The sequence below is a fragment of the Novosphingobium cyanobacteriorum genome (assembly GCF_029436685.1).
GTDB classification, from domain to species: Bacteria; Pseudomonadota; Alphaproteobacteria; order Sphingomonadales; family Sphingomonadaceae; genus Novosphingobium; species Novosphingobium cyanobacteriorum.
Map to the genome: position 1 here is coordinate 302,697 of NZ_JAROCY010000001.1, position 16,968 is coordinate 319,664.

General features: G+C 64.0%; 18 protein-coding genes and 2 tRNA genes. 10 read left to right on the forward strand and 10 right to left on the reverse strand.

Features of this window, described 5'->3' with window-relative positions; genetic code table 11:
• From POM99_RS01425 to POM99_RS01435, 3 genes are all read left to right on the forward strand, one after another.
• Positions 1–882, forward strand: a complete 882-nt coding sequence (locus POM99_RS01425; protein ID WP_277274960.1) for a tyrosine recombinase — start codon at positions 1–3, stop codon at positions 880–882.
• 32 nt (positions 883–914) lie between these two features.
• A complete protein-coding gene (locus tag POM99_RS01430) occupies positions 915–1,859 on the forward strand; it encodes an acetyl-CoA carboxylase carboxyltransferase subunit alpha (RefSeq protein WP_277274961.1) in 945 nt (314 codons plus the stop codon).
• A gap of 105 nt (positions 1,860–1,964) precedes the next feature.
• A complete protein-coding gene (locus POM99_RS01435; protein ID WP_277274962.1) occupies positions 1,965–3,440 on the forward strand; it encodes a M48 family metalloprotease in 1,476 nt (491 codons plus the stop codon).
• A gap of 88 nt (positions 3,441–3,528) precedes the next feature.
• On the opposite strand, the gene POM99_RS01440 is transcribed toward POM99_RS01435, so the two are convergent.
• Both POM99_RS01440 and POM99_RS01445 read right to left on the reverse strand, forming a co-directional pair.
• Positions 3,529–3,711, reverse strand: a complete 183-nt coding sequence (locus POM99_RS01440) for a Flp family type IVb pilin (protein ID WP_277274963.1) — start codon at positions 3,709–3,711, stop codon at positions 3,529–3,531.
• Positions 3,712–3,810: 99 nt separating this feature from the next.
• The gene (locus POM99_RS01445) at positions 3,811–3,996 is read right to left on the reverse strand and encodes a Flp family type IVb pilin (protein WP_277274964.1); all 186 of its coding nucleotides are present in this window, start codon (positions 3,994–3,996) and stop codon (positions 3,811–3,813) included.
• A 95-nt stretch (positions 3,997–4,091) separates the two neighbouring features.
• Here POM99_RS01445 and POM99_RS01450 point away from each other — a divergent pair, with 95 nt between their 5' ends.
• The 3 genes from POM99_RS01450 to POM99_RS01460 all read left to right on the forward strand — a co-directional run bounded on the left by POM99_RS01450 (position 4,092) and on the right by POM99_RS01460 (position 4,784).
• Positions 4,092–4,520 (forward strand): (deoxy)nucleoside triphosphate pyrophosphohydrolase, encoded by a 429-nt coding sequence (locus tag POM99_RS01450; RefSeq protein ID WP_277274965.1) that lies wholly within the window; start codon positions 4,092–4,094, stop codon positions 4,518–4,520.
• 42 nt (positions 4,521–4,562) lie between these two features.
• Positions 4,563–4,639 (forward strand) — tRNA-Arg (locus POM99_RS01455).
• A gap of 68 nt (positions 4,640–4,707) precedes the next feature.
• Positions 4,708–4,784 (forward strand) — tRNA-Arg (locus tag POM99_RS01460).
• 30 nt (positions 4,785–4,814) lie between these two features.
• Here the strand turns inward: POM99_RS01460 and POM99_RS01465 are convergent.
• Positions 4,815–5,840, reverse strand: a complete 1,026-nt coding sequence (locus tag POM99_RS01465; protein WP_279644319.1) for a 2OG-Fe(II) oxygenase — start codon at positions 5,838–5,840, stop codon at positions 4,815–4,817.
• A 344-nt stretch (positions 5,841–6,184) separates the two neighbouring features.
• On the opposite strand from POM99_RS01465, the gene pdhA reads away from it, so the two are divergent.
• Together pdhA and POM99_RS01475 are read left to right on the forward strand one after the other, a co-directional pair.
• Entirely contained in the window at positions 6,185–7,306 is a 1,122-nt protein-coding gene (gene pdhA / locus POM99_RS01470) for a pyruvate dehydrogenase (acetyl-transferring) E1 component subunit alpha (RefSeq protein ID WP_438822974.1), read from the forward strand.
• 1 nt (position 7,307) lies between these two features.
• Positions 7,308–8,696: a pyruvate dehydrogenase complex E1 component subunit beta gene (locus POM99_RS01475; protein WP_277274967.1), complete on the forward strand. Its 1,389-nt coding sequence runs from the start codon at positions 7,308–7,310 to the stop codon at positions 8,694–8,696.
• A gap of 58 nt (positions 8,697–8,754) precedes the next feature.
• On the opposite strand, the gene POM99_RS01480 is transcribed toward POM99_RS01475, so the two are convergent.
• The 6 genes from POM99_RS01480 to POM99_RS01505 all read right to left on the reverse strand — a co-directional run bounded on the left by POM99_RS01480 (position 8,755) and on the right by POM99_RS01505 (position 14,227).
• Positions 8,755–9,411, reverse strand: a complete 657-nt coding sequence (locus POM99_RS01480; protein WP_277274969.1) for a TadE/TadG family type IV pilus assembly protein — start codon at positions 9,409–9,411, stop codon at positions 8,755–8,757.
• On the reverse strand, positions 9,408–9,989 hold the full coding sequence (locus POM99_RS01485) for a TadE/TadG family type IV pilus assembly protein (protein ID WP_277274970.1): 582 nt from the start codon (positions 9,987–9,989) through the stop codon (positions 9,408–9,410). The genes POM99_RS01480 and POM99_RS01485 overlap by 4 nt, the downstream gene beginning before the upstream one ends.
• Positions 9,986–11,899: a pilus assembly protein gene (locus POM99_RS01490; protein WP_277274972.1), complete on the reverse strand. Its 1,914-nt coding sequence runs from the start codon at positions 11,897–11,899 to the stop codon at positions 9,986–9,988. The genes POM99_RS01485 and POM99_RS01490 overlap by 4 nt, the downstream gene beginning before the upstream one ends.
• Positions 11,900–12,021: 122 nt before the next feature.
• Positions 12,022–12,474, reverse strand: a complete 453-nt coding sequence (locus POM99_RS01495) for a TadE/TadG family type IV pilus assembly protein (protein WP_277274973.1) — start codon at positions 12,472–12,474, stop codon at positions 12,022–12,024.
• The gene (locus POM99_RS01500) at positions 12,471–12,932 is read right to left on the reverse strand and encodes a TadE/TadG family type IV pilus assembly protein (protein ID WP_277275079.1); all 462 of its coding nucleotides are present in this window, start codon (positions 12,930–12,932) and stop codon (positions 12,471–12,473) included. Before POM99_RS01500 ends, POM99_RS01495 begins: the two co-directional genes overlap by 4 nt.
• Positions 12,932–14,227 carry a pilus assembly protein TadG-related protein gene (locus POM99_RS01505; protein ID WP_277274975.1) on the reverse strand — a complete coding sequence of 432 codons (1,296 nt, stop codon included), beginning with the start codon at positions 14,225–14,227 and terminating at the stop codon, positions 12,932–12,934. The genes POM99_RS01500 and POM99_RS01505 overlap by 1 nt, the downstream gene beginning before the upstream one ends.
• Before the next feature lie 147 nt (positions 14,228–14,374).
• Here POM99_RS01505 and POM99_RS01510 point away from each other — a divergent pair, with 147 nt between their 5' ends.
• Both POM99_RS01510 and POM99_RS01515 read left to right on the forward strand, forming a co-directional pair.
• The gene (locus POM99_RS01510) at positions 14,375–14,953 is read left to right on the forward strand and encodes an isoprenoid biosynthesis enzyme family protein (protein ID WP_277274976.1); all 579 of its coding nucleotides are present in this window, start codon (positions 14,375–14,377) and stop codon (positions 14,951–14,953) included.
• A gap of 75 nt (positions 14,954–15,028) precedes the next feature.
• Positions 15,029–15,493 (forward strand): EF-hand domain-containing protein, encoded by a 465-nt coding sequence (locus tag POM99_RS01515; RefSeq protein WP_277274978.1) that lies wholly within the window; start codon positions 15,029–15,031, stop codon positions 15,491–15,493.
• 75 nt (positions 15,494–15,568) lie between these two features.
• Here the strand turns inward: POM99_RS01515 and trmFO are convergent, their stop codons facing one another.
• On the reverse strand, positions 15,569–16,939 hold the full coding sequence (trmFO, locus tag POM99_RS01520) for a methylenetetrahydrofolate--tRNA-(uracil(54)-C(5))-methyltransferase (FADH(2)-oxidizing) TrmFO (RefSeq protein WP_277274979.1): 1,371 nt from the start codon (positions 16,937–16,939) through the stop codon (positions 15,569–15,571).
• Between the last annotated feature and the right edge of the window lie 29 nt (positions 16,940–16,968).

Consider the following 16,968-nt stretch of genomic DNA (forward strand, 5'->3'; position numbering starts at 1 on the left):
ATGGCCGAGCCCGCTGTCGAAGCCTTCCTCACCATGCTGGCGGCCGAGCGCGGGGCTGCCGCCAACACGCTGGCCGCCTACCGTCGCGACCTGACCGGCGCGCGGTCCGTGATCGGCGATCTGGCGCAAGCGGATGCTGCATCGCTCGAACGCCTTGCCCAGGCGTGGTCCGATCTGGCGCCCTCCAGCCTGGCCCGCAAGTCCTCCGCCCTGCGCCAGTTCTACGGATTCCTGCAGGATGAAGGCCTGCGTGCCGACGATCCTTCGCCGGCGTTGCCCCGCCCGAAGGCGCGCCGCCCGTTGCCCCGCCTGCTGGACCATGCAGAGATCGCGGCCCTGTTCGTTCTGGCCGAAGAGGATGCCGCCGCCGGAACGCCGGAAGGTCTGCGCCTGCTCGCGCTGGTTGAATTGCTCTATGGCTCGGGCCTGCGCGCGACGGAGCTGGTCTCGCTGCCGTTGACGGCCGTCCCGCGCGATGCGCCATTCCTGCCTATCACCGGCAAGGGCGGGCAGCAGCGCATGGTGCCGGTCAGCGCCCGCGCCGGCGCAGCCCTGCGCAACTGGCTGCGGGTGCGGCCCTCGGGCGGTCGCTTCGTCTTTCCCTCGCCCCGCGGCGGGCACCTCAGCCGCGTTCGCCTGTTTCAGCTGCTGCGCGATCTGGCGGCGCGCGCCGGGCTCGATCCCGAAAAGGTCAGCCCGCACGTGCTGCGCCACGCCTTCGCCACGCACCTGCTTGAAGGCGGTGCGGACCTGCGCGTGCTGCAGACCCTGCTTGGCCATGCCGACATCGCCACCACGCAGATCTACACCCATGTCGATTCTGCGCGGCTTGTGGCTCTGGTCAATGAACGCCATCCCCTGCGCCATGCAGCGCGGAGTTGACCGGAACGCGCACTGCCCGTAGCGCAGCGCGCATGATTTCCTATCTCGAATTTGAAAAGCCGGTCGCCGCGCTCGAAGCCCGCATTGCAGAGCTGCGCGCCACGGCGGAGAGCGGCGAGCTGGACATCGCCAGTGAGATCCGCCGCCTCGAAGCCAAGAGCGCCGAACTGCTCGCCAGCACCTATCGCGCGCTCACGCCCTGGCAGAAGACGCAGGTCGCCCGCCATCCCTCACGCCCGCATTTCCGCGACTACGTGGATAAGGCCTTCACCGACTTCGTGCCGCTGGGCGGGGACCGCCTGTTTGGCGAGGACCAGGCCATCGTTGGCGGCTTTGCCACGCTCGGTGGGCGCAAGGTGATGCTGATCGGCCATGAAAAGGGCAACGACACGCAAAGCCGCATCCGCCACAACTTCGGCATGGGCAAGCCTGAGGGCTACCGCAAGGCCGTTCGCCTGATGGAAACGGCGAGCCGCTTTGGCCTGCCGGTGGTCACGCTGGTCGATACGTCGGGCGCCTTTCCCGGGGTTGAGGCCGAGGAACGCGGGCAGGCCGAAGCGATCGCCCGGTCCACCGAGGCCTGCCTCGCACTGGGCGTGCCGATGGTGGCGACCATCGTGGGTGAGGGCGGCTCGGGCGGTGCGGTGGCGCTTGCCAGTGCTGAACGCGTGCTGATGCTGGAACACGCGGTCTATTCGGTCATCTCGCCCGAAGGCTGCGCCTCGATCCTGTGGCGCACCGCTGAAAAGGCACCAGACGCCGCCGAGGCGATGAAGGTGACCGCGCAGGACCTGCTGTCGCTGGGCGTGATTGACAGGATCGTGCCGGAGCCGGTGGGCGGCGCCCATCGCGATCCATCCGCGATGGCCATGGCGCTGGGCAAGGCCATCGGCGAGGAGCTGGACAAGCTTGCGGGTAAGGACCCGCAGGCTTTGCGTGCCCTGCGGGCAGACCGTTTTCTCCGCATCGGCGCATAACTTTTACCCATAACGTGACGTCATGGCTGGCGTTGCGGAACCGGAATTGGCAGGATGGCGTTCGTTGGGCGCGCGGGGTTGGCCGCGCGCCATGGGGAGACCATCATGTTCCGCACGCGCACGCGCGCCGTTATCCTGTCCGCCAGTTCCGCGCTTGTGCTGTTCGCGGCACAGTCCAGTTCCCCCGCCGGTGCGCAGCAGGGCGCGGTCCAGTCGATCAGCGCAGCTGACAAGGCCGAGGGCGCCAAGGCGCATCCGCAGCTGCTGCAGGAGTTTGGTGGTGCCGTCACCGGCACCCAGGCCACCTATGTCGAGACCGTGGGCAAGACCATTGCCGTCCAGTCAGGCCTTTCGAATGCACGGGGCGATTTCACCGTCACGTTGCTGAATTCCCCTGTGAACAACGCCTTCGCGATTCCCGGCGGTTATGTCTACGTCACCCGCCAGCTGGTGGCGCTGATGAACAACGAGGCCGAGCTTGCCGGCGTGCTCGGCCACGAAGTGGGCCATGTCGCCGCCCGCCACGCCGCCAAGCGCCAGAGCGCCGCCACGCGCAATTCGATCATCGGCGTGCTGGGCCAGGTGCTGGCCGGCGCGGTGTTCGGGGCCAATTCCGCGATCGGCCAGATCGGTGCGCAGATCTTTTCCACCGGCAGCCAGCTGCTGACGCTCAAGTATTCACGGGGACAGGAAACCGAAGCGGATAATCTGGGAGTCACTTATCTGCGTCGCGCTGGCTATGATCCGCGCGCCATGTCCACCGTTCTGCAAAGCCTGGCCGCGCAGAATGCGCTGGATCAGCAGCTTTCCGGCTCGACCGACAAGATGCCGGAATGGGCCAGCACCCACCCCGATCCTGCCTCGCGCGTGCGCGCCGCTCTGTACCAGGCTGGTGCAAATGCAAAGGGCATGCTGAACCGGGACATGTTCCTCACCAAGGTCGGCGGGCTTGTCTATGGCGATGATCCGCAGCAGGGCGTGGTCGATGGGCGCAAGTTCATCCACCCCGGTTTCCGCATGGCGTTTGCTGCGCCCGAAGGGTTCTATCTCGTCAACGGCACCCGCTCCGTCGCCATTTCGGGCCAGGCGGGGAAGGGCGAGCTATCGAGCGCGCCCTACAAGGGTGACTTGGATGGCTATGTGCGGCAGGTCTTCGCCAAGCTGAGCGATCAGGGCAATCTCGCGCCCGACCGAATCACCACGACCACGGTGAACGGCATTCCCGCCGCCTGGGGCGTGGTTCGCACCAACAGCAACGGCGGGCAGGTCGATGTCGTGGTCTTCGCCTATGCCTGGGGGCCCGAGCAGGCGTTCCATTTCAGCGTCATCACCCCGGCAGGGCAGGCGCAGCCATTCGATGCGATGTTCCGATCGATGCGCCGAATCAGTGGCGACGAAGCCGGTGCCGTAAAGGCGCGGAAGCTGCAGGTGGTGACTGTAAAATCCGGCGACACGTTGCAGGGCATGGCCGCACGCATGGCCTATACCGATCGCGCACTGGATCGTTTTCTGGTGCTCAATGGCCTGTCGGCCACCAGTCGGCTCGTGCCGGGTCAGCGCGTGAAGATCGTCGTCTACTGAAGCTTGTTCTTTATCGCTTCGTGCGCGCAAACGAAAACGGGCGGGGAAAACCCCCGCCCGTTCGTAAACAGCAAGAACGCTGCCAGGATTAGAACTTGCCGTCCTGGGCGTTGTTCATGTCGTTCGACACCAGGTTGAAGGTGTTCGACAGCGAGTTGCCGAGCGAACCCATGGCGGTGATCGCGGCAACGGCGATGAGAGCGGCAATCAGGCCGTATTCGATCGCGGTGGCGCCGTCTTCGTTCTTGAACAGATCACGGAAAAGCTTCATGGTCAGTCTCCTGTAAGAAAAGTCTTCTTCTTCCCGTCCCACTCCATTTGTCCCCGGAGCGAGCATTCGTAGATCTACGATGGAAAACCTAAGGAGCCGTTAATTGTGGCTCTTCAGGGCCTTGTTGCTGTTATTTTCCACCGCATGCCACAAGTTGTAGAGCTGATTGGTGAGCGAACGCGCGCCAAAGGTCATGCCAATGGCGAACACCCCCACGAGAAGGCCGTACTCGACCGCCGTGGCAGCCGAATTGTCCTTCATCAGCTCGTGGAGCTTACGCAGCATCCAATAATCCCCATGCATTGCGACAGCCTCGGTTCTAGGAACTCAGGGCTAACAAAAAGTTAGGAAGTGGGCCGTCCTTGGCAAAAAATCCGACAATGAAATCAGTGCTGCTGCCCGTCGTCGCGCTTGCGATGATCGATTCGGTGGGGCGTGTGCTCATGCAGCAGCGTCCCCAGGCAAAGGAGCATGGCGGGCTGTGGGAGTTTCCCGGCGGCAAACCCGAATCGGGCGAGGGGCCCCGCACTGCGCTGGTTCGTGAAATCGCCGAAGAGCTCGGGGTCGTGGTTGATCCGTCCCAGATGTTCGAGATCACCTTCGCCAGCCAGGAGTCCGGCCCGGATCAACGGGCGATCGTCCTGCTGCTCTATGGTTGCCGGAACTGGGAGGGGGAGCCGCAATGCCTTGAACCTGGCGCCCGGATTGCCTGGGTCGATCGCGCTGCGATGCTCGCGCTGCCCATGCCGCCGCTTGACGTACCTCTCGCGCGGGCGCTTGCGCCCATTCTCGATTCCGTCATGAAATGACTTGCCAACCCTTTTTGGGACTCCTAAAGGCGCGTCTCCCAAGCACCCGTAGCTCAGCTGGATAGAGCATCAGACTACGAATCTGAGGGTCGGACGTTCGAATCGTTCCGGGTGCGCCACCTTCCTTTCGCGGGAAGGTATTGGGTCCAGAGGCTGTCCGGTCCGCCGGGCGCTTCGGGAAGGGCACGCACCCGTAGCTCAGCTGGATAGAGCATCAGACTACGAATCTGAGGGTCGGACGTTCGAATCGTTCCGGGTGCGCCATTCCCCCTTCAGCCGGCAACCCGGCTCTCGTCAGGCAGGCTTGTACTCACCGATCTCCGGCGCGAGATAGGCGTTGTTCGCCTCGCGGATTTTCGCTGCGGCATCGTCATAGAGAAACGGCAGCGTGGCGAAGCGCCGTCCTCGCGTAACCGGCGTCGCCTCGTGCAGCAGCCCGCAGCCGAACACCACGGCGCCCCCCACCGGCGGGCGATAGGTCTTGTGCCCGAACTCGGGAAAGCGCAGGTCGCCCCCGTCGAAATCGTCGTTGAGGTTGATCGACACGGCAAACCGCCGGTGCGCGGTGCCCTTGGTGGTATTGTCGCGATGCGGGCGGAAATAACCGCCCGTGGTCGAATCATAGCAGGAGACGATGAAACGCTCGATCCGGCTCGCATCGAAGTTGAAGGCCTGCTGGATCAACGGGCGCAGGCGCATGTTGATGCTGCCGCTGATCGCATTGCGCAGTGCTTCGTCCTCGATGGAACAATCGCTGCGCAGCTTGTGCATCGGGTCTTCCTTCACCATCGTCTGGCCGTCCACTTCCACGGTGAACCCTGATGGTTCGCCGCCGGTCCTTGCATAATAGTCGGTCAGTTCCTGGCAGAGCGCGGGTTCGAGGATGCGTGGTGCCACAAGGACCGGGGCAGGAACGTCGCCGGCCATTTCGCCACTCAAACGGCGAATCTCCGCCAAGGCTGCCTTCCAGTCCCCCGGGATGAACTTTGCCGTCACGCGCAGCCTATGGTCCAGCGTGATGAGATAGGGTTCGTAGATCTTCTGTTCGGCCGCCGCGGCGCCGAACATGGTGCTGACTGCGGCGTTGGCATCGAGGATGTACCGCCTGCCCGGAATGCGCGTGTTCAGGCGCTTCTCGCTCTGGTCGCTCGGATCAACGCTGACGCCGAAGTAGCATGCGTTCATGTCATCGAAGATCGGGTCGCTGCCCAGCGCGTCGTCCACAGCGCGAACCATCTCATGGCCGGCCGACATCATGAAGAACAACAGCACCGGCCGTCCCGCCACGGTGTGGAAGGCATAGTTGGGATGCCCATCCAACACAGCTGCCCGGAAACCCGGCGCAAGCAGGCCGTATGCGGGTTTTGGAATTCTGAAGCTCATGGTCCCCCGTCTCGCTCGATGGCGGTGTCCACGATAGGCGAAACAAGAAACAGCGCAACGCGATGCCTCCGGTCGCCGAAGGAGGAAAGCATCCGAGTTGGGTAAATGTCCTATATGGTTATGAGATTTGGCTATTTTGGTTAGTTCGTCGAATAGGTATCCGGATCGGCCAACGTGGACGCATGGGCCGTTGCGAAAAAGGCATTGCTCGTCCAAAAGGCCAATGATCCTGCGTCATCTTCGCGGGATGAGGCTGCCCGAACCAAAAGAGGAAATCAGTCTTGGCCAAACCCGCCGCGCCGCGCAAACCGCGTGCACGCAAGCCCGCCGCAACCCCTCCCCAGGTCACGGCTCCCGAAACCATTGCCGCAGAGGACGAAGCCACCTTCGCCCTGCGCAGCCTTCAGCAGGCGCATGCAAACAACAAGCGCTTCGATGCGAGCGACGAGGAACTGCTCAAGTTCTACGAACAGATGGTCCTCATCCGCCGCTTCGAGGAAAAGGCGGGCCAGCTTTACGGCCTCGGCCTGATCGGTGGCTTCTGCCACCTCTACATAGGGCAGGAAGCGGTTGCGGTCGGCCTGCAGTCGGCGCTCAAGGAAGGGCACGATAGCGTCATCACCGGCTACCGCGATCATGGCCACATGCTGGCCTATGGCATCGATCCCAAGGTGATCATGGCCGAACTGACCGGTCGCGCCGCGGGCATCTCGCGCGGCAAGGGCGGCTCGATGCACATGTTCAGCACCGAGCACAAGTTCTACGGCGGCCATGGCATCGTCGGCGCGCAGGTGCCACTCGGCGCCGGTCTCGCGTTCGGTCACAAGTATCGTGACGATGGCGGCGTGTGCATGGCCTACTTCGGCGATGGCGCGTCGAACCAGGGCCAGGTTTATGAAACCTTCAACATGGCCGCGCTGTGGAAGCTGCCGATCGTGTTCGTGGTGGAAAACAACGGCTATGCCATGGGCACCGCGGTGAAGCGCGGCTCGGCCGAGACGCACTTCTATCGCCGCGGCACCGCCTTCCGCATTCCCGGCATGGACGTGAACGGCATGGACGTTCTCGAAGTGCGCCAGGCTGCCGAAGTCGCGCTCGAATATGTCCGCGCCGGCAATGGTCCTGTGCTGATGGAGCTCAACACCTATCGCTATCGCGGCCACTCGATGTCTGACCCTGCCAAGTATCGCAGCCGCGAGGAAGTGCAGGAAATGCGCGAGAAGCACGATCCCATCGAGGGCGCCAAGCAGGAACTGCTCAAGCGCGGCGTGACCGAGGACCGGATCAAGGAGATCGACAAGAAGATCCGCCAGCAGGTGGCCGAAGCCGCCGACTTCGCAGAAAGCTCGCCCGAGCCGCAGGCCGGCGAACTCTACACCGACGTGCTGGTAGGGACCTACTGAGATGGCGATCGACCTTAAGATGCCCGCGCTTTCTCCCACCATGGAGGAAGGCACCCTCGCCAAGTGGCTGGTCAAGCCCGGCGACGAAGTGAAATCCGGCGATATCCTTGCCGAGATCGAGACCGACAAGGCCACGATGGAGTTCGAGGCCGTCGACGAAGGCACGATTGCCGAGATCGTGGTTGCCGAAGGCACCGAAGGCGTGAAGGTCGGCACCGTGATCGCCCGGATTGCCGGCGATGACGAGGCCGCAGCTCCCGCGCCCGCCGCAGCGCCGGTCGTTGCGCCGAAGGCCACCGAGAGTGAAGCCCCAGCCGGAACCGATGCCAAGGCACAGGCCGCAGCCGCCATCGCGCCAGCCGCCGCGGTCAAGCCCGCAGCGGATCCGGAACTGCCCGCGGGCACCGCGATGGTTTCCACCACCGTGCGCGAAGCCCTGCGCGACGCCATGGCCGAGGAAATGCGCGCCGACGACCGCATTTTCGTGATGGGCGAGGAAGTGGCCGAATACCAGGGCGCCTACAAGGTGACGCAAGGCCTGCTCGAAGAGTTCGGCCCCAAGCGCGTGATCGACACGCCGATCACCGAATACGGCTTTGCCGGCATCGGCACCGGCGCGGCCATGGGCGGCCTGCGCCCGGTGATCGAGTTCATGACGTTCAACTTCGCCATGCAGGCGATTGACCACATCATCAACTCGGCGGCCAAGACCAACTACATGTCGGGCGGCCAGATGCGCTGCCCCATCGTGTTCCGCGGTCCCAACGGCGCGGCCAGCCGCGTCGGCGCACAGCACAGCCAGAACTATGGCCCGTGGTATGCCAATGTGCCAGGCCTGATCGTGATCGCGCCCTATGACAGCGCCGATGCCAAGGGCCTGCTCAAGGCCGCGATCCGCAGCGAGGACCCGGTCGTCTTCCTTGAAAACGAACTGGTCTATGGCCGCAGCTTCGACGTGCCGCAGATCGATGATTTCGTCCTGCCCATCGGCAAGGCGCGCATTGTCCGCCCGGGCAAGGACGTGACGATCGTGTCCTATTCGATCGGCGTCGGCTTCGCGCTGGAAGCGGCCGAGACGCTTGCCGCCGAAGGCATCGATGCCGAAGTGGTGGACCTGCGCACTCTGCGCCCGCTGGACAAGGAAACGGTGTTGGCAAGCCTCGCCAAGACCAACCGCATGGTCGTGGCCGAGGAAGGCTTCCCGGTCTGCTCCATCGCGTCGGAAATCATCGCCATCGCCATGGAGGAAGGCTTCGACCACCTCGACGCCCCCGTCCTGCGCGTGTGCAACGAAGACGTGCCTCTGCCCTATGCCGCCAATCTCGAAAAGGCGGCGCTGATCAACGCGGGCAAGATCGCCGAGGCCGTGCGCAAGGTCTGCTACAACTGATCACGGCGCTGATGCAAAAGGGAAGGGGGCCTTCGCGGGCCCCCTTTTCCATTGGGCCTCAGGCGTTGAAGACATCGCACTTCGCCACCGGATCGGGGCTTGCCGCATTGCGCTGGAAGATCTGCGCCAGATCGCGGTCATCGCGCACGTTGAACGCCGCCGTGGTGTGGATCGTCCGGGCTGCATTGCTGCCGGTGAAGACGTTGGCGATCAGCGGCTGATAGTCATAGCTGATCTCCACGAAGATCACCGCGTCGCCCGCGCTCGCCTTCACCTCTTCGCCCAGCGGCCCCATGCCCGCGAGCGATCCATCCAGCCCCTTGCCCTCGCCGCCATAGCTGGAGGAGAAGTGCTTGGCCCCGCGGCACCGCTGCCAGTGGATGTACTGCTGCCCAGCCGTGCCCGGCACCGCTTCCAGGCTGGAGACGATCACCCGCCCGTGCGTGTACAGGTCGAGATGCCCCGCCTGGATCGCTGCGCCCTGCAGCACGTCGTCGATGTCGGATTCATAGACCTTGCGATCCACCAGCACCGACTGGTCACCGATGCGTGATCCGTTGTCGGCAATCTGCATCGCCAACTGGCTGATGCGCATGTTGGTGACGGTGAAGTTCACCACCTCGGTACCCCACATCCCCGCCGTCAGCAGGACTGGCAGCGCCAGCGCAAACTCCGTCATCGCCACGCCTGACCGGCATGTCAGCAGGCCCTTCATGCGCAGTGCCCCACCTTGTTGGAAACCGCCTGCAGCTTGAAGGGCTGGTTGCGCAGCACCGTCTGCGCGCTCACCGTCACGGTCTTTGAAAGGCCAACCATCGCCATGAACGGAAAGGGCCGGGAATAGGTCGCCGACACCGAATAGACCACCGCATCGCGCGCGCCACCGTTGCCCAGCTGGCCACGGTCCGCATCCCACGCCCCGTTGCCGTTGGCGTCTTCATAGGGCTCGCCCGCATCGCAGGCGCCATTGCCGTTGCTGTCGGTATAATCCTCCGCCCGGCCCACGTCGCCAAAGCTGGTATAGGACCGGCGCTTGAACGCCATGGTCGCATCAGGCACCAGCTGCTTCACCCGATGGGTAATGATCGCGTCGATCCCGGCCAGCTGGGTGTTGGCGCTTTCCATGGTGCTCGCCCGCGCCGCGTCCTGCAGCGCCCCTTGCAGCATGGTCTGCGCCCACATGCCATATCCCATGTCGAACATCGCCAGCAGCGTCATCACCAGCACTGGCGCGACGAGCGCGAACTCCACCACCGTGGCGCCCTCGGCGTCATGACGCAGTATGCGGCTCACTTCGCCAGCCTCAGGTCACCGATCGAACGCGCAATCTTCTCGAACGCGGCGCTCAGTTCCGGTGCATCCTTCGCCTCGAAGAAGTGCCCTTCGCCGGCGCATTGGGTCATCACCGGGTTCAATTCCGTGCCAAAGGCGATGAACCACACGGTCACGTTCTTCTTCTTCACTTCCTCGCACGCGAAGCTGAACCGCTTCTCTACCGTCTGCGCCAGGGTGAGCGGTGAGGACGGGCTCCACCGCCGCCGCGCAATTGGCTCCACGCCATAGGCGCCATAGGACAGGTCCAGCGGCGCGGTCTGCCCGTCGGTCAGGAAGATCAGGTGCCGGCTTGTCGGGCGCGTGGGCGATACGTCGGCGTTCTCGCTGGCGTACAGGCCGCTGGGCGAAAGCAGCCGCCCGGCCCAGATCATGCCGATGTCGTGATAGGTGCTGCCGCCAGCCTGCAGCGCGTCAATGTATGCGGCGATGCCGGTCGCATCCATCGTCGCCAGCTTGCGCGCGGGGGCAGGGCAGGCGGCAAAGCCCCCGTTCCACGGGTTCACATACTCCGCCGTCGTCTGTACCGCTGCGACAGAAAAGCTGCCGCTGCCGTTCCAGGCTATCGCCCGGTCATAGACGATCCCCGGATACTGTGGCTTCCACTGCGTCGCAGGGTCACCCGCGCTTGGCACCGTGTCGATGTCCAGGTCCCTGGCGCGGGTCAGGTCCACGTTGTCCCAGTCGTCCACCTCATAGGTCTCGCGCTCCTCGATGCATCCGTTGGATGCGGTGCGCCAGTCGCTGGTGTCGCGGGTCACGTCGGCATAGTTCCACTCGCTGCCCGCCGCCAGGCTCGGCTCGCTGATCGTCTGCCATTGCAGGGTATAGCCGGTGTAGGTCGTGGTCGTCAGCGTGCAGGTGGAGCCCGAAAGCGCCTGTGAATAGACCGACCCGTTATAGGCGCGGTTATATGTCGTGACCGTCCGCGTGCCTGCTGGCGGCCCCGTCACCGGTGTGCTCGTCGTCGATACGGTGGTCGTCTGGGCGGTCAGCGTGCTCGCCGGCGTGGCGCAGGTATAGCCGCCGGTGAAGGCGTTGTAGGTTGCCGCGCTCGTGGTCTTCGTCGTCGAATATCCGCCCGAAACCAGCGTTGATCCGGTGTTGTAGGTAAACGTGCCGGTGCTGCCGCCCGTGCCCACCAGCGTTCGCGATGGATAGGTCCAGCTTGTCGCCACCCATCCGTCCTTCAACAGCCCGCCCACGTTCACGTTGGTGGAATAGGGCACAAAGCCATAACGGATGCGGCTGCCAGCCTGCTGGACTGACGCCATGGTGGCGTGAAACTGCTTCACCACGTCTTTGAGAATGGCGATTTTCGGGCTGCTGTCGCCCGGATTGGTCTCGTTCATCGATCCGGTCACGTCCAGCGCCATCACGATGTCGGTGTTGGGTGCGTTCAGCTGCGCCTGGCAGTCCACGCTCAGCGCCACGTCGGTTTGGCCAAAGAACTGCATGATCGCCATCGGCACGGTCACCGTGGCGTGGCCGCTCACCGATTGATCCTCTTCGATCGCCATGGTGAAGTCGCGCCCCACCGAACTGTAGATCCCGTCGGCGAAGTTCACGTTGAACAGCCGATCACCCTTGTCCGCCACCCGCGCGGTATCGGTATCGGCGTTGAAGTTGCCGATCGTGCCCAATTCCTTGCGCGCGCCCAGCACGCCCGCGTCGCAGGCCTGCTGCAACCGGCTCTGCACCAGATAGATGCGCCCCACGTCCACCCCGCCGCCCACCAGCGCCAGCAGCGGCACGATCGCGCCGGCCACGATGATCAGCGTGTTGCCCGCCCTGTCGTGCGCCAGCCGCGACAGCAGGCCCCGACACGGCCGGGCGCGAACTTTCGCAAAAGGGGAGAACAGACGCAGCATCTACGTGGTCCTACGGGGGTGCCTGTAAAGATTTGGGGGAAGGATCGTGGTTAACGCCGGGAAAACATGGCTCGCCGGGGCGCGATTTCCCGCCCGAAGGTGGCGCATTGTTGGTTAAGGCATCAGCCGCCTGACTTGACGAAGACAGACCGCTTGAAGCTGAACTTGAAGCTTTTCATCGAAGGCATGGCCATCACCGGCACGGAATAGGTCATGGTCACGGCATATTCCTTCGCCCCGCTGATCCGCTGGGTAGAAGGCGTGGAGACCGTCACCGCCAGGTTTGCGGCTTTCAGGTAGTACGGCTTGCTTGTCGCGGCCGCGATCGCCTGGTTCTGGATCGTGGTGGTGGTGGGCGTGTTGCCCGATTGATCGGAGGTCGTGACCGTGCGCTGCAGGTCCGCCGCCGCGCCCACCATGCTGCTATAGGCCTGCAGCGCGGTCGCGAACTGGAACACGAACAGCATCAGCAGCACGAAGATCGGCCCCAAGGCGGCGAATTCGATCGCCGTCGATCCTGCTCGGCAGCCGATCAGGCGCCGCATCGCATGGGGCAGGGCGGAAACTGACGTCATGACAGCTGGATCTGCCGCTTGATCTTCATGGTGAATGGCTTGCCCACGCCCAATGCCGTCCAATAGGGCGCATAGGTGTCGGTCACGCTCACCTGCAGATACTTGCCGATCTCGCCGGTCACCGGGCAATATCCCGGCAAAGACACGAACGTCGTATCCACTCCGCAGCGATAGACCGTGATGATCGTGATGCTGCCGGTGGGAATGCCGGTGGTGTTGGCGATCACCGTCTTGATCGCGTTGATCTTGGTGTCGTTGTCCGGTGTCGATGCCAGCACGATCTGCCCTGCTTCGGCCACCGCTGCCTGCAACTGTGCTTGCCGCGCCACGATCCGGCTCACGTCCACCGCACCCAGACCCATCAGCACCACCATCGGTGCCAACAGCGCGAACTCGATCACCACCGCGCCCTCGCGGGCCGCGCGCAGCGTTCCGACAAGTCGGGTCAACCACCGCATCACGATACCAGGATCACCTTGGGCGCGTCGGTGCCCACCTTGGTGTCGGTGGTCATGCCCGCGGGGCAGAAGTTGGTCATGTTCACGTTGCCCTGGATCGAGATCATGTTGGCGGTGATCTGCAGGCAGCGGCTCGTCACGCGCGCGGTGCCGCCAAAGGCGATCGTGCTCTTGGGCAGGTAGATCGTGCCGTTGATGACGGAGTTGGAATTGCCGTTCAGCGTGCTGGTGTTGCTGCCGCTGGTGTTGCGGTCTTCCATGATCAGCATGCCTTCCAGCAGCGCGGCCTGCGTGGCGCTGAGGCCTGCGGACTGCAGCTGGGTTGCCGTCATGGCGGTCAGGTTCAGCGCCGCGCCACCGTTGATCTTGAAGCTGCCACCGTTGCGCAGCACGATCAGCACACCATTGGCGGTCACGATGTCCTGCGCACGGATGGTGAAGATGCCGGTGTCGATCACATAGATCCCCGGGTTCATCACCGTGTTGCAGCTGGTGGAGATCGATGTGTAGGTGCCGGGATTGATCGTCGCCTGGGTCGTATTGCCCGATTTCACGCAGGAATAGGTGCTGCCCCTCGCGGTGTTATTGGGTGCCACCAACGCCTTGAACGGGTCTGACAGCGTCGTCATGTACTCGCGGATCACGTCGTCGGTGTTGGTGTTGAACCAGTCGTCGATGCCGCCCGCCGCCATCACATAGTTCACGTCGATGGTCGGGCTGCCCGATACGCGGACCGCATTGGTCGAATTCGATAGGGCTGCCAGGCCGCACCCTGACTTCAGGATCGCACTGCCGCCGATGGTGATCGCGCCATCTGCCGTGTCGTTGGTGGCGATGATGCAGCTCGTATAGGTCGCACCCTTGGTATAGCTCGCCTGCGCGGCGGCAGACACGGTGGTGGACTTGCCCGTCACAAAGCCGAAGAACGGCAATGATTTGCTTGCGCTCGCCTTCACTGAAACCGCGTTCAGCGTGCCCCCGTTATAGTTCACCTGCGTCACCGTCGGCGTCGTGGCGAACGTGCGCGTCGCTGCAAGGTTGGCCGTGAATTCCTGCTTGGCGTGCTCGGTATAGGCGGTCTTGCTGATGCCTTTGGCGATGGACCACGCTGCGCCGATCGCAGCCTGGTCCACGGCATACTGCAGCTCGCGCTTCCACATATACCACTGTGCGGTGTCCACGCCGAAACCGGCGGCAGAGATCAGCACCGGGGCGGCCACCGCCATCAGCACCGTCACGTTACCCTTGCTGGTCCTGGCGATTTTGCCGATCAGCGAACCCGTCTTGCCCCTCATGCGCAATCGTGCCTTGCCAATGCTTGCCTAACTCGCGATGCCGCCCTTGCGTTCGGAACCACCTTGCCGATCGATTCCGGCCACGCGTTTGCTTTTCCCAGACCAAAGTTAATTATAAGTGATTTCCCGTATACAATTTTAATGTTCATGGAACCGACCACTCTCTCGAACGCCGGCCTTGATTGGCTCGACCCGCTTGAACGGCTCGCCGTCGCCTATGCCCCCAGGGCGCGGCGGGCGGACTGGATTGGCCTGCTCGCGCTCGATCGCCGCCTGGCCGATGCCGCGCAGGAAGGGCGCGATCCCATCATGGTCCAGCTACGCCTTGCCTGGTGGCGCGATCGTTTTGCACAGCCCGCCACGGAATGGCCAAAGGGCGAACCGCTCCTCGCCCTGCTCACGATGTGGGACGATGATCGCGCAGCCCTGGCCGCGCTGGTCGATGGGTGGGAGGCGCGAAATGTCGGGCAGGATGGTGGTGCCGAACTCGCCAGCGCCCGCATCGAAGCCTTCGCCACGCTCGCCCGCCGCTCGGGCATTGAACCTGACGACGATCTCCGTCGCGCCGTTGCGGAATGGCTCGGCCATGCCCCTGCTGGCAAAAATCCCCGCATTCCCAAAGCGATGCGCCCTCTGGCGATCCTCCGCGGAATGGCGCTGAGGCAGGAAACGACGCCGCTTCGCAATATGCTGGCCGCACTGCGGCTCGGGCTGCTCGGTCGCTGATGCCAAAATGGCGGGGCTTTTCCTCGCTGCCCCGAAGTCATCCCCCTAGTATATCTACGTAAAGGGGGCCTTTCGATGAACCGCATCCTGATCGGCGCACTGGGCGCGCTGCTGCTGGCTTCGGCCGGGATATTCTGGTGGCAGGGCCGTGCCACCGTGGCCAGCGCACCCGCGCCATCGCATCTCGCGCTCGCTCAACCGACGGATTCGATTGACGAATTGCCCGAGGCTGACGCCAGCGACATGATCGGCCCCGATCTGCCGCAGGCCAGCGAACAAAGCCGTGAACAGCGCCGTTTTGACCGGCTAGACAAGGATCGCGACCGGCGGATCACGCGCGTCGAAATGCTGGCGCCAAGGGTCAAGGATTTCCGCAAGCTGGACCTGGACGGCAACAACCTGCTGACCTTTGAAGAGTGGGCGGTGGCGACCGGAAACAAGTTCAAGGGCGCCGATGCCAATGGCGATGGCTGGCTTTCCCAGGCCGAATACGCGACCACGAAGCAGGTGCCGAAGAAGCCCGCCTGCAAGTGCCGGTAAGCGCCCGCTCAACCGGCTTCAATCGACCTCAACCCTCTCTCAGTCGATTTCAGCCCCCTCTCAGTCCGTCTCAATTCACGGCAGCGCGGGCACCCATTGGGCCAGATCCTGCTTGGCCCGTCCGGTGTAGGCTTCCTTGCGCACCTTCTTCTTGATCGAGGCGTCAACCGGCGGAAAAAGCCCGAAATTCACGTTCATCGGCTGATAGCTCTCGGCCTCCGCATCGCCGGTGATATGCGCCAGCAGCGCCCCCAGCGCGGTCGTGCGCGGCGGCGCGGGCCAATCCTGCCCCGTCAGCTCCGCCGCCGCCATCAGCCCGGCAAGAAGCCCCACCGCCCCGCTCTCGACATAGCCTTCGCAGCCGGTGATCTGCCCGGCAAAGCGGATATGCGGCGCGGATTTCAGCCGCAGCTGGCGATCGAGCAGAGTGGGGGAGTTGAGGAAGGTGTTGCGATGGAGCCCGCCAAGCCGCGCGAACTCGGCCTGTTCAAGCCCCGGAATCGTCCGGAAAACACGCACTTGCTCGGCATGTTTCAGCTTGGTCTGGAAGCCGACCATGTTCCACAAGGTGCCCAGCTTGTTGTCCTGCCGCAGCTGCACCACGGCATAGGGCCAGCGCCCGTTGGGATGTTCCGCCGTGGCCCAGTGCGGATTGTCGAGGCCCACCGGCTTCATCGGACCAAAGCGCAGCGTTTCCTCGCCCCGCGCCGCCATGACCTCGATCGGCATGCAGCCGTCGAAATAGGGAGTGCTGGCTTCCCATTCCTTGAACTCGGTCTTGTCGCCCGCCAGCAATTCTTCCCTGAAAGCAAGGTATTGGGCGCGGTTCATGGGACAGTTTATGTAGTCCCGCCCATCGCCGCCCATGGCCAGCGAGGCTTCCGCCCCCTTGTCCCACCGGCTCGCCATCCAGGCCACGTCCATGTCGATGCTTTCGCGATAGACGATGGGGGCGATAGCATCGAAGAAGGCGAGGGAGTCCGCACCCGTCATTGCGCCGATGCTGCCGGCGAGGGCGGGGGCGGTCAGTGGGCCGGTGGCGATGATGGTCAGGCCGGTTTCTGGCAGGATATCAATGCGTTCGCGCACGATGGTGAGTGTTGGTTGCGCCGCCAGCGCCGCCTCGACCTCGGCCGAGAACACATCGCGGTCCACCGCCAGCGCCGATCCTGCCGGCACGCGCGCCTTTTCCGCCGCCGCCATCAACAGGCTGCCGCATTGGCGCATCTCATGGTGGAGCAGGCCCACCGCGTTCTTTTCGTCATCATCGGAGCGGAACGAGTTGGAGCAGACCAGTTCGGCCAGTCCATCCCCTTGATGCGCCGGGGTTCGTTCGCCCGAACCACGCATTTCCGAGAGTTTGACGCGAATCCCCCGGCGCGCAAGCTGCCAAGCCGCCTCGCTGCCCGCCATGCCGCCGCCGATGATATGCACTTGATGATCCATGCCAATCGCATTGGCATTGCATCCCCGCG

Bases quoted from the DNA above. Each gene is read 5' to 3' on its own strand.
- POM99_RS01425 (WP_277274960.1), top strand. From the start codon at position 1: ATGGCCGAGCCCGCTGTCGAAGCCTTCCTCACCATGCTGGCGGCCGAG.
- POM99_RS01430 (WP_277274961.1), top strand. From the start codon at position 915: ATGATTTCCTATCTCGAATTTGAAAAGCCGGTCGCCGCGCTCGAAGCC.
- POM99_RS01435 (WP_277274962.1), top strand. From the start codon at position 1,965: ATGTTCCGCACGCGCACGCGCGCCGTTATCCTGTCCGCCAGTTCCGCG.
- POM99_RS01440 (WP_277274963.1), bottom strand. From the start codon at position 3,711: ATGAAGCTTTTCCGTGATCTGTTCAAGAACGAAGACGGCGCCACCGCG.
- POM99_RS01445 (WP_277274964.1), bottom strand. From the start codon at position 3,996: ATGCTGCGTAAGCTCCACGAGCTGATGAAGGACAATTCGGCTGCCACG.
- POM99_RS01450 (WP_277274965.1), top strand. From the start codon at position 4,092: ATGAAATCAGTGCTGCTGCCCGTCGTCGCGCTTGCGATGATCGATTCG.
- POM99_RS01475 (WP_277274967.1), top strand. From the start codon at position 7,308: ATGGCGATCGACCTTAAGATGCCCGCGCTTTCTCCCACCATGGAGGAA.
- POM99_RS01480 (WP_277274969.1), bottom strand. From the start codon at position 9,411: ATGAAGGGCCTGCTGACATGCCGGTCAGGCGTGGCGATGACGGAGTTT.
- POM99_RS01490 (WP_277274972.1), bottom strand. From the start codon at position 11,899: ATGCTGCGTCTGTTCTCCCCTTTTGCGAAAGTTCGCGCCCGGCCGTGT.
- POM99_RS01495 (WP_277274973.1), bottom strand. From the start codon at position 12,474: ATGACGTCAGTTTCCGCCCTGCCCCATGCGATGCGGCGCCTGATCGGC.
- POM99_RS01500 (WP_277275079.1), bottom strand. From the start codon at position 12,932: ATGCGGTGGTTGACCCGACTTGTCGGAACGCTGCGCGCGGCCCGCGAG.
- POM99_RS01505 (WP_277274975.1), bottom strand. From the start codon at position 14,227: ATGAGGGGCAAGACGGGTTCGCTGATCGGCAAAATCGCCAGGACCAGC.
- POM99_RS01510 (WP_277274976.1), top strand. From the start codon at position 14,375: ATGGAACCGACCACTCTCTCGAACGCCGGCCTTGATTGGCTCGACCCG.
- POM99_RS01515 (WP_277274978.1), top strand. From the start codon at position 15,029: ATGAACCGCATCCTGATCGGCGCACTGGGCGCGCTGCTGCTGGCTTCG.
- trmFO (WP_277274979.1), bottom strand. From the start codon at position 16,939: ATGGATCATCAAGTGCATATCATCGGCGGCGGCATGGCGGGCAGCGAG.